This window comes from Anabaena sp. PCC 7108, assembly GCF_000332135.1.
Taxonomy (GTDB): domain Bacteria; phylum Cyanobacteriota; class Cyanobacteriia; order Cyanobacteriales; family Nostocaceae; genus Anabaena.
The window spans coordinates 2183378-2210086 of record NZ_KB235896.1 but is presented as its reverse complement, the minus strand read 5'-3'; the positions used below and the strand labels follow the sequence as shown (position 1 = coordinate 2210086).

Here is a 26709-nt window from a genome sequence, read left to right as displayed (position 1 = left end):
GATTCCCTATGTTAACAGGTACAATTTTGCAAGGTGGAAAGTATACCATTATCCAGGAAATAGGCAAAGGGGGATTTGGGATTACTTTTAAAGCTATGCATCACTACTTGGGTCAAGAGGTAGTGATGAAGACTATTAATGAACGTTTACGACAACACTCTGATTTTCCCAAATTTGAGCTACAATTCCAAGACGAAGCCAAAAGATTAGCCTCCTGCGTCCATCCCAATATTGTTCGGGTTAGTGACTTTTTTGTTGAGGGTGGGCTACCGTACATGGTGATGGAATATATTCCTGGGGAAAATTTAGGTGAAGCGTTTGTTTTACCAGGAATAACCCTGTCAGAAGAAATAGCAATTCATTATATCCGCCAAATTGGAGCAGCATTAGAAATAGTACATAAAAATGGTTTGCTGCACCGAGATATTAAACCTGATAATATCATTCTCCGCCAAGGAACTCAGGAAGTAGTACTGATTGATTTTGGCATTGCTAGGGAATTTAATAGCGGTGTTAAACAAACTCATACAGGCTTAGTTAGTGAAGGTTATGCACCTATTGAACAGTATTTAACCCAAGCACCTCGTACACCAGCGACAGATGTTTATGGTTTGGCGGCAACTTTGTATGCACTGTTAACAGGACAAGTTCCTTTACCATCATTATTGCGCGATCGCGAACCAATGCCTTCTCCTCGTGAACTACAACCTCACTTGAGTGCAGCTGTTAATCAAGCTGTCATGCGTGGAATGGCGGTTGAGTCCCGTTTTCGTCCTCCCACAGTCGCCGAGTGGCTGCAAATACTACCTAGAAGTGGGTTAGACATCACACAGCAATTACTTACTCAGCCAGCACCGACTATAGATTTATCTACCCAACAGTCAGAAAATTTGCTCAATAAAGCTGCACCTACCATTCTTTCTACACCATCACTAAATAGAGAAGTCACTAGAATACCAAAAAAAGTAGGACTATCTAAGGTATTTATCGGGGTTGGAGTATTTTTAATTACTGGAACAGCAGCATTTAGTGTCACGAAAATGCTACCTCAATCTGAGTCCCAGTTAGTTCCTAAACCTCTTTCTGAACAACCTACTCCAGAATCTAAATCTGCTCAACCAAAATCTCTAGTTGAAAGTACACAGTTATCTGAAAGTCAAAATAATCAAACCGTTCCTCCACGTGAATCTGCATCTTTTTCTAGTTATGAACGACGCAAGCGCAATCGTCGTGTTTCTCCAGAACCAACTCCTGATCATAGTAGCGCTACTTCAGAATCATCATCTCCAGAACCTCAACAGAACTCTTCAGAATCATCATCTCAAAAACCTCAACAGAATTCTTCAGAATACTCACCTCGTAAAACTAAGCAACGGACACCTACACCTACACCTGTTGTTACCCCCACACCATCTCTAAGTGAAATACTCAGGGAAGCTAAGTCATCTCCTGAAGTTGCTCCCAAAAAAGCTTCAGAAAATATCCCTGCAGTTCCTATTCCCCAAAACAACTCACCCAAACCTGCAAAACCAGATAATTCTGTTGTCGTACCACTAGCACCACAACCTAAAAATTCTGTAGTTATACCTGAAACACCAAAAGAATCTCAGGGTTCTGATTCTTCTGCTGTGGTAGTTCCAACTCAAGAAACAAATTCAATTCCTGCGGGGAATTAAGAATTGCTTGTGTTAAGTTTGGTTGCTGATAATCAACTTTTAAAAAAGTCTAAGTAGCCATCATGAACTGCGTACACCAGGAGGGATGAAAATCTATTTTCAAGTCAGGTAAACAGAAAAATTTAAAGGTATGTGAAGAAAAGTAAATAGGGCTGGAAACCTCTTTCCCCCTGCTAGAAAGCCCCCTGCTCCCTGCCTTACCCCAACGACAATTTTTAACGCCCACCTACTTAGCTCGTTGGCAAAATCAGCTTAATTTTGTTTTTGATTAAACACAACAATTTCTCCCTTTTTATTAATTTCTATCGTATTATCGGGAAAATCATGATCATTTAAATAACGCAGCAGTCCCACGGTTCGGAAATATTGATCAATTTGCGGAATACCTTGCCGATTTAAATGAACGGGGATAATTTTACTGGATACTAATTTTCCCTCTGAATTGAGTTTGACTTCTAAAATCATTGAGTAACCTGTTTGGGCATTTGTAGCTAAAGTTCTGTATCCTAAAAAGTTGCCCAAAGAGTAAGCAATGATTTTGCCTTTGTAAATTTCCATGGCTCTGGGAACGTGAGGTCCATGTCCTAACACCAAATCTGCTCCTGTATCAATCATTGTCCGGGCAAATTTTAAGGAATTACCTCGGTTTTCACCATAGAAAAATTCTGTTTTATCTTTTACGTGTAAAGCACTGGTTCCTTCTGCTCCTACTTGCATGGAAACAATGACGATTTTGGCGTTATTTTTGGCTTCTTCTACCAGGGCTTTGGCTGTTTCTAAGTTATGAACAGAATTATATAATTCATAAGTTGTAAAGCCAATCATTGCAATTGGTATTTGATTGGCTTCTAAGTAAAGGATTTGGTTTTTCTGACCTAATGTTTTTATACCCGCAGTTTCTAAATTTTTGATTGTATCTTGTTGTCCAACTACACCAAAATCCATTGTGTGGTTGTTCGCTATATTAAAGACGTTAAAACCAGATTCGGCAAATAATTGTGCATAATCGGGTGGTGAACGAAAGGCAAAAGTTTGGCCACGACTGATATCTTTAGAACTGTAAGGGTAGTTAGTTAAGCTACTTTCAAAGTTACCAAATAAAATATCCGCTCCTTGTAATTGAGTTTTGACGGACTGTGGTAATAATTGATTTCTATCGCTGGGTAATCTATTATCAGGAAAATTTGTACCGGGAATAATATCTCCAACGGCTTTAATGGTCAGTGTTTGTCCCTCTTCACTTAAACCTGGAGTGAATTCGGGGGAGAATGCAGGAATCTCTGTTGCCGCAGCATCTGATTGCTGTATTTTTCCAAACTTAATTGTCACTCCTAAACTAATACCCAGACAAAAACAGACACTCAGAAAACTCAAAGCAAATAATTGCGTCTGGTTGCGATTTGGCATTTTTCACTTCTCACACACTGAGATTAGTTTAACCTAAAATTTATTCAGTAGTGCTGAGTTATTAGTCCTGATTTGTTGGTGGGTTATTCAAAATTTAGACTCAGATAACTCCACAAAAAAGATGAGCCAATTTGTGAAATCAAAACGACTTTTTTATTTGCAAGTCTCTCAACGGGTTTCCCCAGAAGAGATAGAAGATGTTATTAGCATGATGCCACCCAATTTCTGAGAAACTGGGTCAGCAACATTTGATAATCAACGGAGAGGGGGGGATTCGAACCCCCGTTGAGTCACCCCAAAACGCATTTCGAGTGCGTCACCATCAACCACTCGGACACCTCTCCAATTTTTTATTCACCAAATATTTTAGTGAACAAGGTAAATACCATTTTACCTGATTATACCATAATAGCATTTGAATTGCTGCATATTATAGCTACGCCACTATCCCCAAACGGCGTTGCTGAATAAGGAGATGATTGAGGCTGACGGGGGAACGCGGGGACACTCCAGACGCGGTGATTATATATTGATGCAGATTCTCAAATCATCCCGCAATTATGCAATGTCTCTCCAAACTTGTTATAAACCTGAAGATTTGTTTTCTGGTACTTGAACAAACCCTTCAAAGTCACCATTGGGTGTCCATTGAATAGCTCCATCTTTACCTGTAAAGAACAGTTTTGTTGTTCCTGTATTCAATGCAGACATAGTTGTGCTGTCCAGGTTATTAGAAGTTGCGATCGCAACTTGTGGTTTTAGCGCTAGAACTAAATCCTTTAAAGATTCAGATGGACACCAAAGCACTTGCGGACGAGATAACCGCCCTGTTTTGACTAACTCTGCTATTTGTTGAGACTTAACACTGCCGACTAATAACCAATTCTGTCCAAAAATCTGCAATCGTAAAATAGGTAATTGATCATTGACAAATTGAGCAAGAATTGAACCAGCATTCACGGTTTGCCCTAATGTTAAAGCTTGATAAAATCCTTGACGTTTTTGTAATTTTTGTTGAATTGCTTGAGATTGAAGATTATTTTCTATCAAAGAGGAATATGTGTAAAAGTTCTGAATTGGTAAGCTCTGTAAAACTTCTAACCAAGCATCACTTTCATTAGGTAAAAATTTACTAGCAAGCGCCCAATCTATACGATTAATACCTTGTTGCTGTAGAAATGGTAAGATTGTGAATCTTCCTGTACCTTCATCTCCACTATTAATCATAGTGACTTGGCCTCGGTCTTGAATAATTAAAACTGGTTCTGTGTCAGTTGCTAATAATGTGATTCGCAGTAAATTACTAGCAGAATGCCAAATAGGAATGAGTACTAAAGCAACAGCAATAAAACCAGCAAACCACCATCTTCGCTGCCACCAACGCACCAACCAGGTAGAGATAATTAATCCGTAAACTATTAGCATCTGCCAAATAGATATACTCCCAACCGCAATTGAGCTTCCAGGCAGATTGGCAAAAAATTCTGATAGTTGAATTAACCAATGGGTTGGGTAATATAAAAAACCTGCTAAAGTACTACCTAAATCTGGAAAGATTAAACTTGCTAAACCGCTGATCATACCACCAATACTAATCACAGAAATTAATGGGGTAGTGATGATATTTAATGGCACACTGTAAACTCCTACCACACTAAAAACCTGTAACAGTAGCGGTAAAGTCCAAATTGTAGCGGCTAAAGGAACAGAAATTAACGATGCGATCGCAGGTGGTAACCAATCCAATCGTTTAATGATTGATGATGCTGTGACAATTAATCCCAGTGTTGCCAAAAAACTGAGTTGAAAGCCTAAATCCCAAATCCAGAGAGGATTAAATAACAATAATAGTGTAGCTGCTAGTAGCAATGACCCCAGTTGCTGAACTTTCCTATCTAAGGCCAAACCAATCAAGACAGCAAAACCCATAATTACGGCTCTTAGTACCGCAGCCTGAAAACCTACTAAACACAGGAAAATAATTAAACCCAATGAGCCGAAAATAATCTGTGTTCTCTTTTTTGCTCGCCTTGTGAGTTGTAAAATTACACCTAAAATTAAGGAAGTTTGGAACCCAGAAGCTGCTAAAGCATGAGCTAATCCCACCTTCACAAATAAGTCCCGGATATCGTAGGGTAAATCAACGGCTTTGCTGCCCAAAACCATAGCACTGACAAGTGGTCCTTCGGGAATACCTAACCAACGCACTTGCGATCGCACAATTTTTTCTCTTAAGAGCCACCATCCCCATTTATGCTCTTCATCAATGAAATTTATCTGTTTACCAATCAAACCCGCAAAAGTACCTTCCTGTCTTAAATATTTCTGAAAATCAAAAGCACCGGGGTTTAATGCTGCTTTTGGTTTATATAACATCCCAGTCACCGCAACTTGTTGCTCAGGGTATAAACCAGTAATCTGGAGTATAGGTACTGTTACATATAATTTACCTTTTACCCCTTTTGGACTACCTGCTGTTTTTGTACCATTTTTTACTTCATCCATTTGTGTCACTTCTAGCCAAAACTGTCCCCGCTGGCTACGAGTCAAACGAGGATTAGTAGCAACTTTGCCACGGACAATTACCAATTGTTCTTGATTACTATTATTTTCCGCAGAAACAAATTGACTGATATCCTTGATTCCTGGTTGTGGTATCCGCAATTGGAAATATACAGTTGCCAAAATTCCCACCAAGCCAGCTATTAGCCATACGGTAGGATGAGGAGCATTTGTCCAACCTTTAGTTACTGACTTGCTTTTAGTAGCAGTATTTTCTTGTTTACGAGTAAATTTAGGGGAATTAGGGTATATTCTACGAAATAGAATTGCTCCGACTGTACCCAAAACTAAAAGCCATACACCACCCCCAGGAATTGCGGTAGACAGCAAACCCAAAATATAACTAAGACAAATAATTATTCCACTCGTCTGCATCATAAAAATTTATTGCCAAAGCACCCAGTATAGAAAATACAGCATCAACTTTCCTATGGGGAAGTTTTCCAAAATTTTAATTTTGGCGATCGCATCACAGTCAAACTTCTATTTAAGGAGCTTGTTGTGTCCAGAAAAGTTCTAGACTGAAAAATGCATCTAGTAGCGTTAGTATCTTGACAAAATTACCTGTGCGAAAAATAGTTATAGCCGGCAACTGGAAAATGTTCAAAACCCGGTCAGAGTCCGAAGAATTTTTACGCGGATTTCTGCCCCACTTGGAGGAAACACCGTCAAGACGAGAAGTCGTATTGTGTCCTCCTTTCACTGACCTAAGCGTCATGTCTAAATATTTGCACGGTAGCCTGATCCAATTGGGCGCACAAAATGTCCACTGGGAAGAAAATGGAGCCTATACAGGTGAAATTGCTGCTCCCATGCTGACAGAAATTGGTGTGCGCTATGTCATCGTTGGTCATAGCGAAAGACGGCAATATTTTGGTGAAACAGACGCAACCGTTAATCTGCGCCTCAAAGCAGCCCAAAAGCACGGTCTCATCCCTATTCTCTGTGTTGGTGAAACCAAACAACAACGGGATCTAGGGGAAACCGAAGCAGTTATTACCACTCAGCTAGAAAAAGACTTAGTGGATATCGATCAAAATAATTTGGTGATCGCTTACGAACCAATTTGGGCGATAGGAACAGGTGACACCTGTGAAACCAAAGAAGCGAATCGGGTAATTGGCTTAATTCGTTCTCAATTGACTAATCCTAACGTATCTATTCAATATGGTGGTTCAGTCAAGCCTAATAATATTGATGAAATCATGGCTCAACCAGAAATTGACGGCGCTCTCGTAGGAGGTGCAAGTCTAGAAGCTGATAGTTTTGCCAGAATTGTCAATTATCAGTAACAGGCAATTAACAACGTTTAATATTCTTTGTTGCCAGTTCCCTCCCTGTTACAGTAGGGTGGGCAATGCCCACCGTTTGCTCAAACCCTTATTTTTAGATTGTGGGCAATGCCCACCCTACGGTTATTAAGAATAGTGAAAACTATCATTTTTAACAGACTGTGGCTATTAGCCTCGAAGTCAATTTTGAGGCTGGATGTAACTTATGTCAAACCAATTAATGATTCGAGAACGCTGTTTTATTTGGGGACAGCGGACTTACCTCATGGGCATTTTAAATGTCACTCCTGACAGCTTTAGTGATGGTGGTCAATTTAACACAGCTTCAGCCGCTTTAATCCAAGCCCAAGCAATGGTAAATGCTGGTGCTGACATTATTGATATCGGTGGTCAATCAACTCGACCAGGTGCAGAACAAATCACTCTGAGCGAAGAACTTGATCGAGTTCTGTCAGTTTTACAAGTAATTCGACCAGAGATTAGAATTCCTATTTCAGTAGATACAACTAGGGCAACCGTAGCTAAAGCTGCGATATTATCTGGAGCCGATCTAGTCAATGATATTTCTGGCGGTACATTTGACCTGGAAATGTTATCAACCGTATCTAATTTAGATGTGCCAATTATATTAATGCACATCCGGGGAAACCCTCAGACAATGCAACAACAAACTAATTATCAAGATTTAATGGGGGATATTTATAGCTTTTTATCTCAGCAAATAACAGCCGCATTTGCTGCGGGGATTAAACATGAAAAAATCATTATTGATCCTGGCATTGGTTTTGCTAAAAACTATGAACAAAATTTAGAAATTTTTCGCCGTTTACAAACATTAAAAGTGCTGAACTGTCCAATATTAGTAGGAGCTTCCCGTAAAAGTTTTATCGGTCAGATTTTAAACCAAACAGATCCAAAAGCCAGAATTTGGGGAACAGCAGCAGCTTGTTCTGCGGCCATTTTTAATGGTGCTGATATCCTCCGAGTTCATGATGTTTTGGAAATGCGTGAAGTTGCCCTAGTTGCTGATGCTATTTATCGTCACCAAGCATCACCTAACTATTAATTAGCACCATTGCCGTTCCCAGAAGTTTTGCCATGTTCTTCGTGAGTTACTGACTCAGCAATCAACTCTTGAAACATATCTGTAGAGTTAGCTGGGTCTACAAACACAATTTTGGCATTATTACTAGCACCCAGCTTTTGACTGGCTTGTACGTAATCTTGAGCGACAAGATACCGAAGAATTTCCTTGGTTTCAGGATGAGAACGCAAGACTTCACCAATAATCTCCATAGAAGTCTTGGTTCCTTCAGCTTTTTTAATCGCTGCTTGTCTTTCCCCTTCAGCTGCGGAAATCAACGCCAGTTTTTTAATTTCTGCCGCTTGTTGCTCTTGCATTGAGTTTCTGACACTTTCAGGTGGTGTAATCCTCTGAATATCTAAGCGAATAATTTGCACTCCCCAATCATTTGTAATTGGATTTAACTGGTCTAAAATGGTTTTGTCCATGTCGGCTCTGGACATATTAGTTGTATCTAAGGTGTTCTGAGCAATAATTTCCCGTAGAGTAGTTGTAGTTAAGTTTGAGAGTGCTTGCTGAAGATCATCAATTTCATAAAAGCTTCTTTTAATATCCATGATTCGCCAATACACAACAGCATCTACCTCCAGGTAAATACCATCTTTAGTAATCACATTCTGAGGCTTAATGTCTAAAACCTGCTCGCGTGTTGTATCTTCCATGACAATCTGATCAAGGAAGGGAACAATAAAATTGAGTCCGGGTTCAAGTTTTCGATGATACCGCCCCAAGCGTTCAACAAGGGCTTGATTCCCTTCATTAATCATCTTTGCAGATCCTAAGGCATAGCCTATCAGCGCTAAAACTATGGCAATAATTGGCTCCATATATGCTCCTATTGAAGGTTGGGCAAAATTAATTGTTGGGTTTATGCTAACAGCGTATATTAACTGTGAGTAAAATAGTTTGAAAGTGTATTTTTTTAACAAGTAATATCAGCAAACAGTCTTACTCCTTTCCCAGTGTAAGATTATTGATTCTCTTCCCTTTCATCTTGGCGGTACTCGGCGACAAGCCTCTTTGCGTCTACATTTAACCAGTATTCTTCTATTGGCAAGGCAGTACTATAAGCGATCGCTATTAAAGCACTTTACTCACCAGCTGGCAATAACCATAAAATTTATGAATTGGGAGCATGATTACTTTTATTGTCAAAAAAATTCTTTCAGACTCTTATATATTTGTTATCCAATAATAATGCAGGGGGGTGAATCAGCACCCCTCTTTACGGACTTAAATGAACTTAAAGTCCAAAAAACCTGAGGAAATTAAAGATAATACCTAAAGGACCAGCGACAACACCCAATGTATCACCAGTCTTAGCCAGACCAGAACGGCCAACTACGACAACATCATTATTGCGAAGTATAGGATTGGTGTCGTCATTAATGCCTTTTGAGAAATCTATCTTGACTATCCGCTTAGTGACAGTACCGTTAGGATTGAGACGAATTAAATCTACAGCAGCACTACTAGCTCTAGCATCATTAAATCCACCAGCGGCAAGTAATGCCTGATTTAAAGAGCTATTTGGCTGTAAATCTGTTAATCCAGGTTTTTTAACTTCTCCTACCACACCAACTTGAATTTTGCTTGGTGACAAGGTAGTGGTAGCTAATTCAGTTGCTTCTGCTGTGCTAATCGCCGTTGCTGTTGGCACAACAATTGTATCTCCATCTTGCACAACCGCATCTTGATTAAGATCACCAGTCTGCAATAATTCCCAGAGATTGAGATCAATGGTTTGTTCTGTGCCAGTGCGTGTAGGTCGCCGTAACCTGATAGCACGAACATCTGCTTGTGATGTAATTCCTCCGGCTAGTTGCAGCGCCCGCATTACTGTTGGTAAACCTGTTCCGGCTCCTTCTGTACCACCTGCGGTAACAAGATAAGAACCAGGACGGTAAACTTGACCAGTAATTGCGACTGTGCGAGGTGCCGTTTGACTGGCCGCAAAGTTAGCAGAAAATAAATTTCGCGCTTCGGCTACATTGAATTCTTTAGCGGTGGGAACAACTATGGTGTCTCCATCCCGTAAGGTAATATCCTGGGGTATCTCACCTGTTTGAGTAAGTTCCTTTAAGTTAAAGCTGACGCGTTGTTCACCAGAACGTCCTACCTTACGCCGTAATTCTACTTTAGTCACATCGGCTGATAGTGTTACCCCTTGGGCTGTGGTCAATGCGGCTAATAAAGTTGGGTATTGTACTCCTGGGGTATTTCCACCGCCTCCTTGTAAGTTGAGAGTGTAAGCCCCTGGTCGTGTCACTTCTCCAGTCACAAAAACATTGATGGGACGAGGTGACAATAAATTGACAGAAATCAATGGACGTTTCAGAAAGCGAGCATATCTTCTGGCTAATTCGTCCGCAGCCTGTTCCGTTGTTAATCTGAGAACGGATACACTGCCTATTAAAGGTAGGTTAATTGATCCACCAGGAGGAACTTGGTATTCTCCTGTATATTCTGGTACTTCAAAAACATTGACGCGGATCACATCTCCGCCGCCTAATAAGTAATCTGTAGATATGTTTGAGCTTGATGATACTGATTGTTTTTGAGCTAGGCTGACAGATGGTAGAGCAATATTGAGAGTCGTTAACAAAACTACAGATGTAGTTGAATGAGTAAAAAATTTCCACAAATTTATATTAAGCATATTTACCTGAGATTATGAAACTACTATCTGTGAAGTACTGTCTAGACATTTTAACGTTGACTATACTGAAATATTCAAGTTCCCCGACACTGTTATTTTCTGAAATATCCTGGATTTTCCGGATATAAATTAGGGATTGATTTTGAATTTTTAGTAAAGTTAATTTAAAGCTCAATGCTTTATAAAGGCATGGATTGTCAATGATTAGACCAAGTATTGTCGAAATAGTCAATGTTTAAGAATCAAAATTTCTAGAAAATTTATTGTTAACTTTACAAAGATGTTTTATCAATCTAATTTCACACTTTAATACAGCAATTATAAATCGCAGCTATGTCCTCATATTTTGATACCAATATTGACAATAATAGCGAGTAAATAGAATACTCAAAAGCTACTTTAGTAAGTATGTCACAATCTAAAATTTCCAATGGTATTGGTAATTGTGATTATAGTACTGAGAAAAAAATTTTACTATTTCATTGCTTATCTCAGCCTCTACTCCTGAAGTGAATGATTTTGTTTTTGAATCTGTTGGATAAAAAACTCTTCTAGGGATTGATGGCATAGATTCATGGCGATGATTTCTCCGCCCATTAACCGGAGACTAGACAGAAAATCATAGTAATCGTCTTGTAATATGCCTTGCCAAGAACCGTCAGGCTCAAATTGTAGATCGGATATCCTGGTTTTGAGAATTTCTCCGTCGCCACCTTGACCTTTGATATGATATGTGGTTTCTGTACCCAAAAGTTCATTAAGCGAACCAGAGCAAATTAATTGTCCTCGATCAAGGATAGCTACGCGATCGCAAATTTGTTCTACTTCACTCAAAACATGACTATTGAAAAATATGGTTTTCCCAGCAGATTTGAGGGAAAGGATAATCTCGCGCATTTGGTAGCGTCCCAGAGGATCAAGCCCAGACATTGGTTCATCTAGAAATACTAAATTAGGATCATTAATCAAGGCTTGAGCCATGCCAACACGCTGAAGCATACCCTTAGAATAACGACGCATCTGCTTTTTACGAGCATCAGTTTGGGATAAACCGACTAGTTCTAGTAGTTGGGGAATACGTTGACGTTGTACCTGTGGGGAAATTTGGAATAACCCAGCCGCTAATTCTAAAAATTCCCAGCCAGTTAGATAGTCATACAAGTAGGGATTCTCTGGTAAATAGCCAATACGCTGCTTCACAGAGCGATCGCCTAATGGCTTACCTAATAATAAACCCCTGCCAGAAGAAGGACGGATAATTCCTAGTAACAGTTTTAATAGCGTTGTTTTTCCCGCCCCATTAGGGCCTAGTAACCCAAAGGTTTGCCCTGGGTAAACTTGTAAAGAACAGCTTTTGAGAGATACAACTGTCTGATTCAGCCAGAATCCAGTGCGATAGACTTTTCGTAACTCAGAAGTGAGGACTACTGGTGGTTGTTCTACAGGATTCAGTTGAGGTCTAGGGTTGTCTGCAACAGAATTCATTGCGGTTAAATGACTAATTCTCAGTGTGATTAACTACAAGTTACCGGGTAGGACGATAATAACTGTCCTTATTTAAGGTGTCAATTATCGCATTACCTTCGCCAAATTTTCAAAAGCCTTGATTCATAGGTTGGGTTGTGGAATGTGAACGTATCCCTGCGGGACACAGCGTGAACGCGGAGCAATCGTCACATATTCCTCTACACTTCGTGTTGACTCAGTGTGGCGTTGGTGGAGCGTCTCTAAGAGCAGCCATAACCTAACAAATCAACCCAACCTACAAAAAATGGTGAAAGTATTGTTATCGTCAACCAAGTAGCCGTTTGAAACCTCAAGTAGTAACTTATAGCACACCTTTAGAACTAGGAATAGTCTCCCCACGGCGTGGATCAATTTCTACTGCCATTCGCATGGCTCTAGCAAAGGCTTTAAAAGTTGCTTCAATAAGATGATGGGAATTAATGCCATCCAATTGGCGAATGTGAAGCGTCATGTGGCTATGATTGACAACAGCTACAAAAAATTCACGTACCAATTGAGTGTCATAGGTTCCCACCCGTTGAGTAGGAATTTGTAAGCCATAACTGAGGTGAGGCCGTCCAGAAAAGTCCAATGCGACTTGAATGAGAGCTTCATCTAAAGGTGCAAGAAAATTACCAAAACGGACAATACCTTTTTTATTACCCACTGCTTGATATAAGGCTTGCCCCAAGGTAATACCAACATCTTCATTGGTATGGTGATCATCAATTTCCCAATCACCTTTGGCTTGAATTTCCAAGTCAAATAACCCGTGAGAGGAAATTTGATGCAACATATGATCCAAAAACGGAATACCTGTTGAGGCTTGACAGATGCCCGTACCATCAAGGTTGATGGTGACATGGACATCAGTTTCACCCGTAGAACGGTGAACTGTAGCAATGCGGGGATTAGTCATTGGTCAGTTGTCACTAGTCAGTTGTCATTAGTCATGAAAAATGGCAAGAAGTTGCCTGTTCCCTGCTAAATATCACATTCCCATGATTTCATATCCTGCATCTACATACAGGATTTGCCCGGTAATACCGCTGGCTAAATCACTACACAAGAAAGCTGCTGTATTGCCAACTTCTAACTGAGTGACCGTACGACGTAGGGGGGCTACTTGTTCAACATGATGAATCATATCTAGAATCCCACCCACCGCAGAAGATGCCAAAGTACGGATAGGCCCGGCAGATATACCATTGACCCGAATGTTTTGTTGACCTAGTTCAGCAGCTAAGTAACGTACACTTGCCTCTAATCCAGCTTTGGCTACTCCCATGATGTTATAGTTAGGAATGGCGCGAATTGCTCCCAAATATGTCAAAGTAACTATACTACCTCCTTCTGTCATCAAAGGTTTAGCAGCACCACTTAACTGCACTAGCGAATAAGTGCTAACTTCCAAAGCTTTATTGAAACCAGGACGGGATGTTTGGCTAAAATCTCCACTTAAATCATCTTTGTTGGCAAAAGCTAGGCAATGAATGAGGATGTCTATTTTCCCCCATTGCTGCTTGATCGTCTCAAAGGTCGATTTAATTTGCTCATCATTTTCCACATTGCAGGGGAGGAATAAGCTGGGGTTAAGGGGTTCTACCAATTCCGCTACTTTTCGCTCCATCTTACCTTTTTCATCTGGCAAGTAGGTAATACCTAAGTTAGCACCTGCTTTGTGGAGTTGTTGGGCAATACCCCAGGCGATTGAGCGGTTATTGGCAATACCTGTTACTAAGGCGTTTTTTCCAGACAGATTCAGCATAGAAGTTGTTAATTTGATCAACCAATAGGAGCATACTAGAATCTGAGCCTATTTTGACGAAGAAGTAGTTCAGGTGTAAGGGGTTGTAGGTGGAAAGCAAATATTTATGATGCCATTAGCTGATAGTAATTTTCAGATACTGCTCCATTGCACAAAATGTGTCAAAAATAATTTTTTGGCTCGAATTTTATGTTGTAGGGGTCAAGTAATTGATGATATTAGTGATTGTTAATGGCTAAGACCCATTACTGTATTCTAAATTCCTGTGATTTTGTTGGCTACAGGATTTTTGATAATTCTAATTAGGGAGTGCAGGTTGGCGGCAAGGAACCTACTATTTAAAATCGCTGAAAAGCCTGATAAATAAGCTTTTATCAGTTTTACTTTTTAAGTTTTAATTTCACCAAGAGTTATCAGCTATCTTGAACAACATCACCAAAATACATTAAAAAATCTTAGTTCTTTCAACTTGTTGCGTCTATATGGTTGTCCGTTGCCTTATTTGCAGTCAAGGTGTTGAATGCAACAAAATTGCTGCTGATTGTTTAAGAAGTTGTGAAGATATCAAAAACTTTTCGAGAAAAAACCTCTTCAGTTGAGTTTAGGAAACCACTTATCAATAACGGCTGGCTTAAAATAACAATAATTATGTATCATGGTAAACAAATAACTATGAAGACACAAATTTGAGTATAGGAAAAAACAGAAAGGTTGACGGTGCTTTCTTGATTTTTCAGGTGTATTCTTAGGTAATCAGTTTTTGTTTTTCCGGCATTGGGTAGGGGAAGGGAGATGATCGTGACACAAGATAAAGCCCTAGCAAATGTTTTTCGTCAGATGGCGACCGGGGCGTTTCCTCCGGTTGTGGAAACGTTTGAACGCAACAAAACTATCTTTTTTCCCGGCGATCCTGCCGAACGAGTTTATTTTCTTCTCAAGGGTGCTGTAAAACTTTCCAGGGTGTACGAGGCAGGAGAAGAAATAACGGTAGCGCTGCTGCGGGAAAATAGTGTGTTTGGTGTGTTGTCACTGCTAACGGGTAACAAGTCTGATAGGTTTTACCATGCAGTCGCTTTTACGGCTGTAGAATTACTTTCAGCACCAATTGAACAAGTGGAGCAAGCTCTTAAGGAAAATCCCGAATTATCCATGTTGATGTTGCGGGGTCTGTCTTCACGGATTCTCCAGACAGAGATGATGATTGAAACCCTCGCTCACCGAGATATGGGTTCTAGGTTGATAAGTTTTCTGTTAATTCTTTGTCGAGATTTTGGTGTTCCTTGTGCCGATGGTATCACTATTGATCTGAAGTTATCTCATCAAGCGATCGCTGAAGCAATTGGTTCTACTCGTGTCACCGTCACCAGGTTACTCGGAGATTTACGTGAGAAAAAAATGATTTCGATTCACAAGAAAAAAATTACTGTGCATAAGCCTGTCACCTTGAGTAGACAATTTACTTAAAAGCTACTGGGGGAATGAGTTGGAACAGGTTTTGTTTTCAGAAAGGACACCACAATCGGAGGTAAATCTAAAAATTGAGTAATTTCTGGCCTTGCCAATCTCTATCCCCCACCAGACTATGGTTGAAAGTAGTAGGCTGTATCTGGAAGTGTTATAACGACCGTCCAATACGTGAGCGGTAGCTGAAGATGACCACTGGGTACATCCTCATCGCAGCAATTTTAATTTTGGGAGGCGTAATTGCCACCGTGGGCGATCGCATCGGCACACGAGTTGGCAAAGCACGTCTCTCACTCTTCAACCTTCGTCCCAAAAAAACGGCGGTACTAGTCACTATTTTTACGGGTGGTTTAATTTCTGCCTCAACTCTAGCGATTTTATTTGCTGCTGATGAAGGATTGAGAAAAGGGGTTTTTGAATTAGAGGATATTCAAAAAGACCTCAGAAACAAGCGGGAACAACTAAAAACGGCAGAAATCCAAAAAAGCCAAGTAGAAAATCAGCTAAACCAAGCTAGAAAAGACCAAGCTCAAGCACAGCAAGATTTACAGGAAATCAATAAGTCATTGCAAGCGGTCAATGCCAAACAACGAATCACACAAGCCCAACTCAACCGCACCATTAGCCAACAAGCTAAAACTCAAGCTCAACTCCAAGGAACTCAAAGCCGACTGGGTGAAGTAGTTGTTCAGTACCAAAAATCCATAGCTGAACTACAGAGTCTTTATAATCAAAGAGAGATATTGCAAGCAGCTGTTGAACAATTAAAGACAGAACGTCAGCGACTATATACAGAAGCAAAAAAAGCTATTGATGAAGCCAAGACAGCTATTGAAAAACGCGATCAGAAAATTGCCCAGTTAGACCAACTTATTCAAAATCGTAATCTAGAAATTAAAAAACGAGAGCAAGTAATTGCTACAAGAGAATCTCGTCTCCAAGAATTGGAAAAACAGCAAGAATATTTAGAACAGGAAGTAGCAAGGCTAGAAAAATATTATCAGTCCTACCGTGACCTCCGTTTAGGTAAGCTGGCTTTAGTTCGCGGACAAGTCATAGCATCTGGTGTAGTTCGCGTCACTCAACCGGCTGCGGCTCGTCAGGTAGTTATCCAAATTCTACAGGAAGCTAACCGCACTGCTAATATTCAATTAGCTGAACCAGGGACAACTACTGGAAATACAGAACTATTGCGTTTAACCCAAGACAAGGTTGAGCAACTGATCAAGCAGATTGATGATGGTCGAGAATATGTGGTGCGGATTTTCTCTGCGGGGAATTATGTTAGAGGAGAAAAGCAGATAGAATTTTTTGCTGATGCATCGCGGAATCTGTTGGTATTTTCCACAGACCAGGTATTGGCGACAACCTCTGCCGATATGAAAACTATGACATCTTATCAACTGCGGCAACGAATTGATTTACTGATTTCCGCTTCTCAATTTCGCGCCCGAAATGCGGGAATAGTCGAAACTGTGCAAATAGATGGGACTTTTTTACGCTTTTTTAACCAATTACAGCAGTTTGAGCAACCTGTGGAAATTAAAGCCATAGCCGCAGCTGATACTTATACAGCGGGTCCGCTGAGAGTCAAACTAGTAGCAATTTATAATGGGCAAGTTATTTTTAGCACGTAAATTAGGTGACAGGTGACCGATGGAGAGACGCGGGGAGATGGGGACACGGGGACGCGGGGAGATGAGGAGATGAGGAAATGGGGAGATGAGGAGATGGGGAGATGAGGACACGGGGGAGATGGGGAGATGGGGACACGGGGACGCGGGGAAATGGGGAGATGAGGAGATGGGGAGATGAGGACACGGGGGAGAGAATAATTATTACCAATGACCAATCACCAATGACCAATCACCAATCACCAATCACCAATCACCAATCACCAATCACCAATGACTAATACACAACCAGCAATTTTAGGCTTTGATCCCGGTCGAGATAAATGTGGTGTAGCCGTGATGGGACTGGATCGGCAACTGTATTATCATCATGTTGTACCTGCTGCCGATGCGATCGCTCATATTGAAACACTACGACAAAAATTTCCCATTTCCTTAATTGTGATGGGCGACCAAACAACTGCCAAAAAGTGGAAACAACAATTAAATCAGGAATTAACAGATTCACTGAATATTATTTTAATAGATGAGCGATATAGCACCTTAGAAGCACGCGATCGCTATTGGCAGATGTTTCCACCCAGAGGACTCACCAAACTCTTACCAAAGGGAATGCGTCAACCTCCACGACCAATAGATGACATTGTGGCCATCCTCTTAATTGAAAGATACTTAAATCGTCTGACTGCTAGTATTTCTAATGCGAATCACAACTGATGACTGTAGGGGCGGGATCACCTACAACTCAGCCCGAATAGTAAAAGCATAATCGCCTCCTGGTTCTAACTGGTAATCTTGTGTTTCCAGAAAGCGGCCGAGAGGTTCTTTTATTAAAGCCCGACCTTGGGAAGGCTTCACAGAAAGTTCTCCCCGACGGAAATGCCACTGAAAATGCCACTCAAAATCGCCGGCGCTGACTTCACCTTCAAGAAAGCCATGTTGCCAAGATTGACGGGTGATTCTGACGTTGGCGGTTGTTTCTGGTAGACGTTTAGCACTCACTATGCTTTGTGTCAAGTATGGGATAAAAGTAAACCATGTAGGTTACTTAATCTTTATGTACCAAAAATCCCTGAAATTGACAAATTGGCAAAGGGGAGCCGGATGAGTGAAATTGTAGCAGCTATACGAACATATAAACCTTTAAAATTCTTGCTTCCACCTTTCCAGTACGTCTTTATTTACCAGTTTATCTCCCTCGTTCCAACTATATAATCTCACAGGTTCTCCCACAGATACATTTGGATTCTGTGGCAAGTCCTTTTCTAGAACTAAAAGATCCATCACATTCAATTGCCATTGTTCTTTGATTTCGTTCTCTTTTTGACCCCATAGATAAAACGTATCATTGAGCAATAGATGTACACCAATTCCTTTTTCGGTTGCCTTTTGTGCCACATCACTCACAAGGGAATGTAAGTCACAGGTAATTGATGTAGTCACAACACCTAAAACTACTACTTTGGCGCTTACAAGGACTGCTGTTTCAATTACTTTTTGAAGATGTTCTATTATTTCTTTTACGTTTTCTTCATTGATGATTTGCCAAGACTTACATTCAATAAGTATGAAAACATTTTTCACAATTATGAATAGATCAATGTCAGTGAATTTATTTTCTACCCCTATTTTGTGAAGGTCTCCTCCTAATTGAATATGTCCAGAAGAAGCAAGCCAGGATAAAAAAACTGCTGTTGATAGTACAGATTGTCCACCAGTTTTGAGAAAACGGGCTGCTAATTCATTAGGTTTATATGCAAATTCTAACTTATCCAAATTGTCAAAATGAGAATTTTCTTTACAACCTAACTGGAAATTTTCTGCACAACCATTGCATTCAACAAATTCGTTAATTTTTTCCAGCTTGTACCAGTCTTTTAATCCACAATGTGGGCATTTTAGGGCATATCCTCGGTATAATAACCCTGCTTCCAATAATGCCGGAAGATTTTGCTCTACTATATTCTTGGCATCTTTCGTATTTTTTGAATCTTTCCGGGTCAGATTTAATTCTCGTTCTAAATATCCTTTTATTTCTGAAAATTTTAATCCACTTTGTTCAGATTTATGTGAATGCTTGAATTTATTTCCATCTAATTTATTGATTTCCGAGGATTCACTAGTACCAAAAGCCCTAAATATTTTCGCTCCACCTGACATAATTAAATCTCTAGTTTTATCAAAACCTCCAAAACGTTTAATAAAACCTTTAGCATAACGAGTATGATCATTTAATTTAAAAATGAAACCTTTACTTTTTAACCATCTGGCAATAATTTCTTCGCTTTCAGGTAAATATATACGGCATTCTGCATTAGAGTAAACTAACCCCGTAACACCCTTTTCAGCAGGTCGTATAGGTTGTGTTTTCCGCTGTTGCCAATCTTTGAATAGAGGGTCTTGAGAATTTTCTGAATATTTAATTTGTTGTATGTGATTAGATAGAAGTACAGCAGAAGTTTGTGTAAAAGGTGCAGAAAACGATTCACCAGAGGCAAACTCAATTTCTGCATCATACCCAAAAAGATAATCAGAATTTTCGTGACCAGAAGGTACGATAGGGCTAAACCGTATGGATTTATCTAATGATGAAATTTCTCGTGTTGTAACAATAGATTTGCTAGAGTAAACGCTTCCTGGCTTAAAGTCAAAACCGGAATTTTGATAAAATACTCTTACAAAAATATCTCGTTCAAATTTGTTAAAAATAGTATTAATCTGGTTGGCTAAATCTATCGCTTCCTCATGTGATAAGTTCACATAAATTCTCAATTCTTGCATCGAAAGAAAAAAATTATCCAAAATTGAAATACATTCTTCTAATTTTTCAAGGAAGTCTTTTTTTGGAAAAAGAAATTTATTACTATAACCTATATCTAAACGGCGGTAGTTCCAAAAAATAGCTGCAATATTAATATCATTAGATTCATAAAGGAATAAATTACAAACTTTTTCATGATCTCGAACTGACCAGCCACCTGAAGATTGTGTATGTACAATCTCCATTTTCGTCATAGAGAGTGAGTTTGTTAATATTCCTATTGCTATTAGTAAGCTTGCCTTGAGCAAAGCTTCAATAGAATTAATGGAAATTAACCTAGCATTTAGATGATTTCGTAGGTATTCTTGATATTGATTTGATGGTTTGCCAAATTGCAGAACTATCTCATGTTCAAATATAGAATTATCTGAAATCAAGCAAATATTACTGTCCGATAAGGGATTTCTGTATATAGAATTTAAGACACGAATAATATGTGGAAATTCTCCAATTTGATAACCATTCATTGTCCGCAATCGAAGAACATGACGATGATAATTAAGATTAGCTATGTCTTCAATTCGGTCGGATGAAAGTTTTAAGCAACGACTTGGAAACTGGTCTAAAATTTCAATGACATTTTCTGGAAGGTTTTGCTCTGGCAAGAAAATATAATCAGGATTAATTGACTGTAAGGCGTACTGCAAGAGGATAAGTTTATCAGTATCATCAGGTACTGGAAAGATAGCATTTGAGAAGCCACCCCATAAATGCGTGTAAAGAGTGACGGCATTTTTCAGGTCTGTTGTTGTATTCACTAAATAAACTAAGCGGAGAGGACGCGGCTTTAGTTTCAGTATTGCCTCATTTTGCATATCTTATAAATTCTCACTGAAAAGTTGTGGGTACTTGATGGCACTCGTAATAACACTAACTTATGTACTAGTGTAGCCGCGACTTCAGTTGTTCGGCTTCTTATCATTCGACTATTCAAAAATAATTAAAAAATCATACAGCGATGCCTGCTGTAAAAGGCATCGCGGATTTTAGATTTGCGATTCATCCCTAATCCAAAATCTAAAATCCTTAATCGATTTAACGATTTGTAGCCGCAGCTTCCCGCGCCGCAGCTGCTTGATCTGGGTGGATACCCAAGCGTGTCAGGTTAATTCTACCTTTATTGTCAATTTCGCGCACTTTGACAATCACTTCATCACCCACCGCTACTTCATCTTCAACTTTACCAACACGATAGTCAGCGAGTTGAGAAATGTGAATCATGCCCTCTTTTCCTGGCAAGAATTCCACAAACGCACCAATAGGTATAATCCGTGTTACACGTCCTACGTAAACATCTCCCTCATGTAACTTGCGAGTCATGCCTTGAACAATGTTCTTAGCTCTCTTCGCCCTGCTTTCATCAACTGCGGAAATGGTAACTGTGCCATCGTCCTCGATGTCAATTTTTGCACCAGTTTCTTCAGTGATGCCTTTAATCGTCTTACCGCCAGGTCCAATGACTAAACCAATCATGTCGGGATCAATCTTGATCGTCAACAAACGTGGAGCATAAGCTGACGTTTCTATGCGTGGAGTGTCGATAGTCTGGAGCATCTTGTCCAGAATGTGCAACCGGGCATCTTTAGCTTGGTTGATAGCTTGTTTGATTACATCCAAAGACAAACCGGATATTTTCATATCCATTTGCAAAGCGGTGATACCAGTATCTGTTCCCGCCACTTTGAAGTCCATATCACCCAAAAAGTCTTCGATGCCTTGAATATCGGTGAGAACGCGCACTTCGTCACCTTCCTTAATCAAGCCCATTGCCGCACCGCTAACAGGTTTGAGAATGGGTACACCAGCATCCATGAGGGCGAGGGTAGAACCGCAGACTGAACCCATCGAGGTGGAACCGTTGGAAGAAAGCACTTCCGAAACTACTCGGATTACGTAGGGGAATTTTTCTTTTGGTGGTAGTACAGGTAAAATGGCTCTTTCTGCTAAAGCCCCGTGTCCAATTTCCCGTCTTCCTGGCGCACGCATGGGTTTGGTTTCCCCAACGGAGAAGGGGGGAAAATTGTAATGATGCAAGTAACGCTTGTGTTGGTCTACTTGTAAATCATCGTTGAGGTTTTGGGCATCTCCTGGAGTACCCAGTGTGCAGCAGCTTAGAACCTGGGTTAGTCCCCGGTTAAATAAACCGCTACCATGAACCCGTTTGGGTAGAACGTCAACTTGACAAGAAACAGGGCGGACTTCATCTAGTTTGCGACCATCAACGCGGACATTGTCTTCGATGATTTGACGGCGCATAAAGTATTTGGTAATGTCCTTAAAGGTATTACCAAGGGCTTTACTATTTGCAGTAGCAGCAACTCGAATGGGATCTTCTTCTGGAAGAGCTTGAATTTCTTCTTTTATAGCGTCTTTAACAACATCTAATGCTGCATCACGCTCGGTTTTGGTTAATTCAAATTGCGCCAGGATTTTTTTAATCTCACTGTTTGCGCGATCGCGGATATAGTTTTCTAGTGTTTGGTCTACTTCCGGTGGTGCTTCTCGCACTATTTTTAGACCTAGTTCTTCGACTAAATCCAGCTGTGCTTGAATTAAATCCCGTACTGCTTCATAACCAAAATCAATTGCTTCGATAATATCGCGCTCTGGCAACTGATTCGCTCCTGCTTCCACCATGATCACACCATCTGGTGAACCGGCGACAATCAGATCCAAGTCTCCCGCTTCAATTTCTGCATAAGTGGGGTTAATAATAAAATCATCACCCACTAAACCTACCCGCACTGCTGCCATTGGTCCATTAAAAGGAATTTGGGCAATTAGGGTCGCAATAGAAGCACCAGTTACAGCCAACACATCTGGCGGTACTTGCTCATCCATTGACATGGTGAAAGCAATTACTTGTAAATCATCCCGTAACCATGAAGGAAATAGAGGACGGAGAGGACGGTCTATCAAACGACTAGTAAGAATCGCTCTTTCTGGTGGACGACCTTCTCGGCGCATAATACCACCAGGGATTCTGCCCGCTGCATACAATCTTTCTTCATAATCTACCGTGAGGGGAAGAAAATCAATGCCTTCTCTGGCTTGCGATCGCGTAGCTGTCACCAAAACAGCTGTATCCCCCGATTGTATCAACACCGACCCACCCGCTTGGGGGGCTAACAATCCAACCTTCAGCCGAATATCCCGTCCATCAAAGGATATTGACTTATCAACTTCTGCCATTCAGTTTTTTTTCCTTCTATGCACGCTATTCTCTCTCTGTGGCAATCCTAACATTTATGCACTATGGACGGCTTCTGTTAAAAACAAAGATCAACAAGATTAACCTCTAAGTCAACGTCAAGCCTGATACACGATCAGCGCATTTACCCCATCCTATTGAGGATAGGGGGTGGGCAGTAGGCATAGGGAGATTAATTTTTGATTATAGTTACTAGAATGCCTCAAAATCGAAAGTATGAGTTCTACATTTGCTAGAATTATCAATCTATTGCTTATTAAAACTAATTAGCTTGCTGAAATAAATAAGCTGATTGTGTCTTATTTTAATCGAACCAATCACTTTTAAACTAAAAATATGGCAATTCTACACGGTAGTTGGGTACTCGAAAATCAAAATAGTTCTTTATTTATTTGGGGAGAAACTTGGCGAAATTCACAGGTTAATCTGGAATTTATTAAATCAGGAGAAGTTCCATCACATCCCTTGTCTATGACACCAACTGAGTTAAGTAATTGGTTGGAATCACGTAATTTAAATATTTATAATTATATTCAAATAACGTCATCTACTGTAAGTAACATAAAAAAAAGTAAAAGTACAAATCATGTAGAAAAAACTTTACCAACACAATCCCAAATCATTGCTTTAACAACCAAGTTTCTAGAAAAAGATGCCTTACTTTGTCCAGTACATTCAGCTAGTTTAGATATTGATCTCAACTCGCCAAAATACCTACAACCTTGGAGAGTAGAAGGTTTTTGTCTCCAACCCAGCGCAGCGATTAAATTTCTCACTTTCTTACCCTTAAGTTCAACTGATGGCAAAGATGCCTTTTTAGGAGGAGATTTACGTTTTTGGGTACAAGTAGCGCGTTGGAGTTTAGATTTAATCTCCCGCTGTAAATTTTTACCAACTATTCAAAAAGACTTAGCTGGTTCTTTATTTGCTCAATGGCAAGTAATTTTAGATAGCGCTGTAGATGTTACTCGGCTAGAAAAATTTGCAGCTAAAATGCCTTTAGCTTGTCGTACATATCAGCAAAATCAAGAAGATATTAAAAGTAACTTAGCAGTTGATTTACCTATAAAACCACAAGAATTAATTTTGGGTTTTCTCAACACTATCATAGATGCCCAACTGCGCGATATGGTTAGTTCTCAATCTTCTATTGAAACTAGAGAAATGATGTCTTTACCATCTGCAGTACAGCATTGGTTACAAGCCTTAACTGGTGTATCTAACACAATTAATGCAGATGCAATGGGATTGGAAAGACTAGAAGCCGCACTAAAAGCTTGGACTCTGCCATTACAATATCAATTAACAGGAAAAGCTTCATTTCATACATCTTTTCAACTACTTCCTCCAGAAACTGGAGAAAAAAATTGGGTATTGGCCTATTTTCTGCAAGCAGTAGATAATTCTGAATTTTTAGTTAATGCAGCCACTATTTGGGCTAACCCTACAGAACAATTAATTTATCAAAATCTTACCGTTGAACAACCACAAGAGATATTTTTGCGAGGTTTGGGTTTAGCTTCTCGATTGTATCCAGTGATAACCCCCAGTTTAGAAACTGAATCTCCTCAATTTTGTCATCTTACACCCATGCAAGCTTATGAATTTATCAAGTCTGTAGCTTGGAGATTAGAAGATAGCGGTTTAGGAGTAATTTTACCACCAAGTTTAGCCAACCGTGAAGGATGGGCTAACCGCTTAGGTTTAAAAATTAATGTTGAAACACCTCAGAAAAAAAAGGGACGATTGGATTTACAAAGTCTGCTCAACTTTCAGTGGCAATTAGCAATTGGTGGACAAACAATTTCTAAAACTGAATTTGATAAATTAGTAGCTTTAAATAGTCCATTAGTCAAGATTAATGACGAATGGGTAGAATTGCGTCCCCAAGATATTAAAACAGCGCAAAACTTTTTTGCATCTCGTAAAGAACAGATGTCTTTATCATTAGAAGATGCTTTACGTATTAGTACAGGAGATACTCAAGTAATTGAAAAATTACCAGTTGTTAGTTTTGAAGCTTCAGGTACATTACAAGAATTGATTGGGGCATTAACTAATAATCAAGCAATAGCACCTTTACCCACACCTGCAAGTTTCCGGGGACAATTACGTCCTTATCAAGAAAGAGGTGCAGCTTGGTTAGCTTTCCTAGAACGTTGGGGTTTAGGTGCTTGTCTAGCAGACGATATGGGATTGGGAAAAACAATTCAATTTATTGCTTTTCTACTCCACCTCAAAGAAGAAAATGCACTAGAAAACCCAACTTTGTTAGTTTGTCCCACTTCTGTGATGGGAAATTGGGAAAAGGAAGTGAAGAAATTTGCACCAACACTCAAAGTTTTAGAATATCATGGTGATAAACGCCCTAAGGGTAAGGCATTTACGGAAATAGTACAAAAGCATGATTTAGTAATTACTAGTTATGCGCTAATCCCCCGTGATTTGAAGTTATTACAAACTATTAATTGGCAAATAATCGTTTTAGATGAAGCGCAGAATGTCAAAAATTCAGACGCAAAGCAATCTCAAGCTATTCGGCAAATAAAAACTAGTTTTCGCATTGCTTTAACGGGAACACCTGTAGAAAATAGATTGCAAGAATTATGGTCTATTTTAGATTACCTAAATCCAGGTTATTTAGGTAATAAACAATTTTTTCAACGCCGATTTGCCATGCCCATTGAAAAGTATGGTGATACAGCTTCTTTAACTCAATTACGTTCTTTAGTTCAGCCTTTTATTCTCCGACGTTTAAAAACTGACAAAGATATTATTCAAGACTTGCCAGAAAAGCAAGAAATGACTGTATTTTGCGGACTTAGTTCCGAACAAGGGCAACTATATCAAAAATTAGTAGATCAATCTTTAGTTGAAATTGAATCAGCAGAAGGTTTGCAGCGTAGGGGCATGATTTTAGCATTATTAATTAAGCTAAAACAAATCTGTAATCACCCAGCGCAATATTTAAAATTAGGAAATTTAGAAAAACATAATTCAGCTAAACTGCAACGATTGGAGGAAATGTTAGAAGAAGTCTTAGCAGAAAATGACCGGGCTTTGATTTTTACCCAATTTGCAGAATGGGGTAAATTACTCAAGCCTCATTTAGAAAAAAAGCTAAATCGAGAAATATTATTTTTATATGGTAGTACCACTAAAAAGCAACGTGAAGAAATGATTGACCGTTTTCAGCATGATCCCGAAAGTCCACCAATTATGATTTTATCATTGAAAGCTGGTGGTGTCGGTTTGAATTTAACTAGAGCAAATCATGTTTTTCACTTTGATAGATGGTGGAATCCAGCAGTAGAAAACCAAGCTACAGACCGAGTATTTAGAATTGGACAAACCCGGAATGTTCAAGTGCATAAATTTGTGTGTACTGGGACTTTGGAAGAAAAAATTAATGACATGATTGAAAGTAAAAAACAATTAGCAGAACAAGTTGTTGGTGCAGGTGAAGAATGGCTAACCGAAATGGACACAAACCAACTCCGCAATTTACTATTACTTGACCGAAATGCAATAATTGATGAGGATGAAGAATAGAATTATGTTAAAAACATTGTCCAAAAAATACAAGTAGATTAATGTCAATAATTATCTTTAACAAACTTTGACT

General features: G+C 39.6%; 17 protein-coding genes and 1 tRNA gene. 7 read left to right on the top strand and 11 right to left on the bottom strand.

From position 1 onward, the window contains the following. The first annotated feature begins 8 nt into the window (after nt 1-8). Entirely contained in the window at nt 9-1676 is a 1668-nt protein-coding gene (locus ANA7108_RS0110810; RefSeq protein ID WP_016950803.1) for a serine/threonine-protein kinase, read from the top strand. A 252-nt stretch (nt 1677-1928) separates the two neighbouring features. On the opposite strand, the gene ANA7108_RS0110805 is transcribed toward ANA7108_RS0110810, so the two are convergent. The 3 genes from ANA7108_RS0110805 to ANA7108_RS0110795 form a co-directional block, all read right to left on the bottom strand. After that, the gene (locus ANA7108_RS0110805; protein ID WP_016950802.1) at nt 1929-3083 is read right to left on the bottom strand and encodes a CapA family protein; all 1155 of its coding nucleotides are present in this window, start codon (nt 3081-3083) and stop codon (nt 1929-1931) included. Nucleotides 3084-3342: 259 nt separating this feature from the next. After that, a tRNA-Ser gene (locus tag ANA7108_RS0110800) sits at nt 3343-3427 on the bottom strand. Between the two features lie 238 nt (nt 3428-3665). Then, complete coding sequence (locus ANA7108_RS0110795; protein ID WP_016950801.1) at nt 3666-6023, bottom strand: ComEC/Rec2 family competence protein; 2358 nt, start codon at nt 6021-6023, stop codon at nt 3666-3668. Between the two features lie 188 nt (nt 6024-6211). On the opposite strand from ANA7108_RS0110795, the gene tpiA reads away from it, so the two are divergent. Then, nucleotides 6212-6937, top strand: a complete 726-nt coding sequence (tpiA, locus tag ANA7108_RS0110790) for a triose-phosphate isomerase (RefSeq protein WP_026104109.1) — start codon at nt 6212-6214, stop codon at nt 6935-6937. A gap of 205 nt (nt 6938-7142) precedes the next feature. Next, nucleotides 7143-8003 carry a dihydropteroate synthase gene (gene folP, locus ANA7108_RS0110785; protein ID WP_016950798.1) on the top strand — a complete coding sequence of 287 codons (861 nt, stop codon included), beginning with the start codon at nt 7143-7145 and terminating at the stop codon, nt 8001-8003. Here the strand turns inward: folP and ANA7108_RS0110780 are convergent. The 5 genes from ANA7108_RS0110780 to fabI all read right to left on the bottom strand — a co-directional run bounded on the left by ANA7108_RS0110780 (nt 8000) and on the right by fabI (nt 13954). Next, entirely contained in the window at nt 8000-8848 is an 849-nt protein-coding gene (locus ANA7108_RS0110780; RefSeq protein WP_016950797.1) for an SPFH domain-containing protein, read from the bottom strand. The genes folP and ANA7108_RS0110780 overlap by 4 nt on opposite strands. A gap of 416 nt (nt 8849-9264) precedes the next feature. Further along, nucleotides 9265-10680, bottom strand: coding sequence for an SLBB domain-containing protein (locus ANA7108_RS0110775; protein ID WP_016950796.1), 1416 nt, complete (start codon nt 10678-10680; stop codon nt 9265-9267). A 498-nt stretch (nt 10681-11178) separates the two neighbouring features. Then, nucleotides 11179-12165: an ABC transporter ATP-binding protein gene (locus ANA7108_RS0110770; protein ID WP_016950795.1), complete on the bottom strand. Its 987-nt coding sequence runs from the start codon at nt 12163-12165 to the stop codon at nt 11179-11181. Between the two features lie 343 nt (nt 12166-12508). Next, a complete protein-coding gene (gene hisB / locus ANA7108_RS0110765) occupies nt 12509-13105 on the bottom strand; it encodes an imidazoleglycerol-phosphate dehydratase HisB (RefSeq protein ID WP_016950794.1) in 597 nt (198 codons plus the stop codon). Between the two features lie 72 nt (nt 13106-13177). Beyond that, nucleotides 13178-13954: an enoyl-ACP reductase FabI gene (gene fabI / locus ANA7108_RS0110760; protein ID WP_016950793.1), complete on the bottom strand. Its 777-nt coding sequence runs from the start codon at nt 13952-13954 to the stop codon at nt 13178-13180. 792 nt (nt 13955-14746) lie between these two features. Here fabI and ntcA point away from each other — a divergent pair. The 3 genes from ntcA to ANA7108_RS0110735 all read left to right on the top strand — a co-directional run bounded on the left by ntcA (nt 14747) and on the right by ANA7108_RS0110735 (nt 17769). Then, a complete protein-coding gene (gene ntcA, locus ANA7108_RS0110755) occupies nt 14747-15418 on the top strand; it encodes a global nitrogen regulator NtcA (protein WP_016950792.1) in 672 nt (223 codons plus the stop codon). A 188-nt stretch (nt 15419-15606) separates the two neighbouring features. After that, nucleotides 15607-17055 carry a DUF3084 domain-containing protein gene (locus ANA7108_RS0110750; protein WP_016950791.1) on the top strand — a complete coding sequence of 483 codons (1449 nt, stop codon included), beginning with the start codon at nt 15607-15609 and terminating at the stop codon, nt 17053-17055. Between the two features lie 270 nt (nt 17056-17325). Then, complete coding sequence (locus ANA7108_RS0110735) at nt 17326-17769, top strand: pre-16S rRNA-processing nuclease YqgF (RefSeq protein ID WP_016950788.1); 444 nt, start codon at nt 17326-17328, stop codon at nt 17767-17769. A 21-nt stretch (nt 17770-17790) separates the two neighbouring features. Here ANA7108_RS0110735 and ANA7108_RS0110730 read toward each other — a convergent pair whose 3' ends face one another. The 3 genes from ANA7108_RS0110730 to ANA7108_RS0110720 all read right to left on the bottom strand — a co-directional run bounded on the left by ANA7108_RS0110730 (nt 17791) and on the right by ANA7108_RS0110720 (nt 23065). Then, nucleotides 17791-18054: a DUF3146 family protein gene (locus ANA7108_RS0110730; RefSeq protein WP_015214646.1), complete on the bottom strand. Its 264-nt coding sequence runs from the start codon at nt 18052-18054 to the stop codon at nt 17791-17793. Nucleotides 18055-18195: 141 nt separating this feature from the next. Beyond that, nucleotides 18196-20688, bottom strand: coding sequence for a hypothetical protein (locus tag ANA7108_RS0110725; RefSeq protein ID WP_016950787.1), 2493 nt, complete (start codon nt 20686-20688; stop codon nt 18196-18198). 220 nt (nt 20689-20908) lie between these two features. Next, entirely contained in the window at nt 20909-23065 is a 2157-nt protein-coding gene (locus ANA7108_RS0110720; protein ID WP_016950786.1) for a polyribonucleotide nucleotidyltransferase, read from the bottom strand. Nucleotides 23066-23420: 355 nt separating this feature from the next. Between ANA7108_RS0110720 and ANA7108_RS0110715 the strand changes: the two genes are divergently transcribed. After that, the gene (locus ANA7108_RS0110715; protein ID WP_016950785.1) at nt 23421-26636 is read left to right on the top strand and encodes a DEAD/DEAH box helicase; all 3216 of its coding nucleotides are present in this window, start codon (nt 23421-23423) and stop codon (nt 26634-26636) included. Nucleotides 26637-26709 lie beyond the last annotated feature (73 nt).

Coding starts and splice junctions, on each gene's coding strand:
- ANA7108_RS0110810 (WP_016950803.1), top strand. CDS start 9: ATGTTAACAGGTACAATTTTGCAAGGTGGAAAGTATACCATTATCCAG.
- ANA7108_RS0110805 (WP_016950802.1), bottom strand. CDS start 3,083: ATGCCAAATCGCAACCAGACGCAATTATTTGCTTTGAGTTTTCTGAGT.
- ANA7108_RS0110795 (WP_016950801.1), bottom strand. CDS start 6,023: ATGATGCAGACGAGTGGAATAATTATTTGTCTTAGTTATATTTTGGGT.
- folP (WP_016950798.1), top strand. CDS start 7,143: ATGTCAAACCAATTAATGATTCGAGAACGCTGTTTTATTTGGGGACAG.
- ANA7108_RS0110780 (WP_016950797.1), bottom strand. CDS start 8,848: ATGGAGCCAATTATTGCCATAGTTTTAGCGCTGATAGGCTATGCCTTA.
- ANA7108_RS0110775 (WP_016950796.1), bottom strand. CDS start 10,680: ATGCTTAATATAAATTTGTGGAAATTTTTTACTCATTCAACTACATCT.
- ANA7108_RS0110770 (WP_016950795.1), bottom strand. CDS start 12,165: ATGAATTCTGTTGCAGACAACCCTAGACCTCAACTGAATCCTGTAGAA.
- hisB (WP_016950794.1), bottom strand. CDS start 13,105: ATGACTAATCCCCGCATTGCTACAGTTCACCGTTCTACGGGTGAAACT.
- fabI (WP_016950793.1), bottom strand. CDS start 13,954: ATGCTGAATCTGTCTGGAAAAAACGCCTTAGTAACAGGTATTGCCAAT.
- ntcA (WP_016950792.1), top strand. CDS start 14,747: ATGATCGTGACACAAGATAAAGCCCTAGCAAATGTTTTTCGTCAGATG.
- ANA7108_RS0110750 (WP_016950791.1), top strand. CDS start 15,607: ATGACCACTGGGTACATCCTCATCGCAGCAATTTTAATTTTGGGAGGC.
- ANA7108_RS0110735 (WP_016950788.1), top strand. CDS start 17,326: ATGACTAATACACAACCAGCAATTTTAGGCTTTGATCCCGGTCGAGAT.
- ANA7108_RS0110725 (WP_016950787.1), bottom strand. CDS start 20,688: ATGCAAAATGAGGCAATACTGAAACTAAAGCCGCGTCCTCTCCGCTTA.
- ANA7108_RS0110720 (WP_016950786.1), bottom strand. CDS start 23,065: ATGGCAGAAGTTGATAAGTCAATATCCTTTGATGGACGGGATATTCGG.
- ANA7108_RS0110715 (WP_016950785.1), top strand. CDS start 23,421: ATGGCAATTCTACACGGTAGTTGGGTACTCGAAAATCAAAATAGTTCT.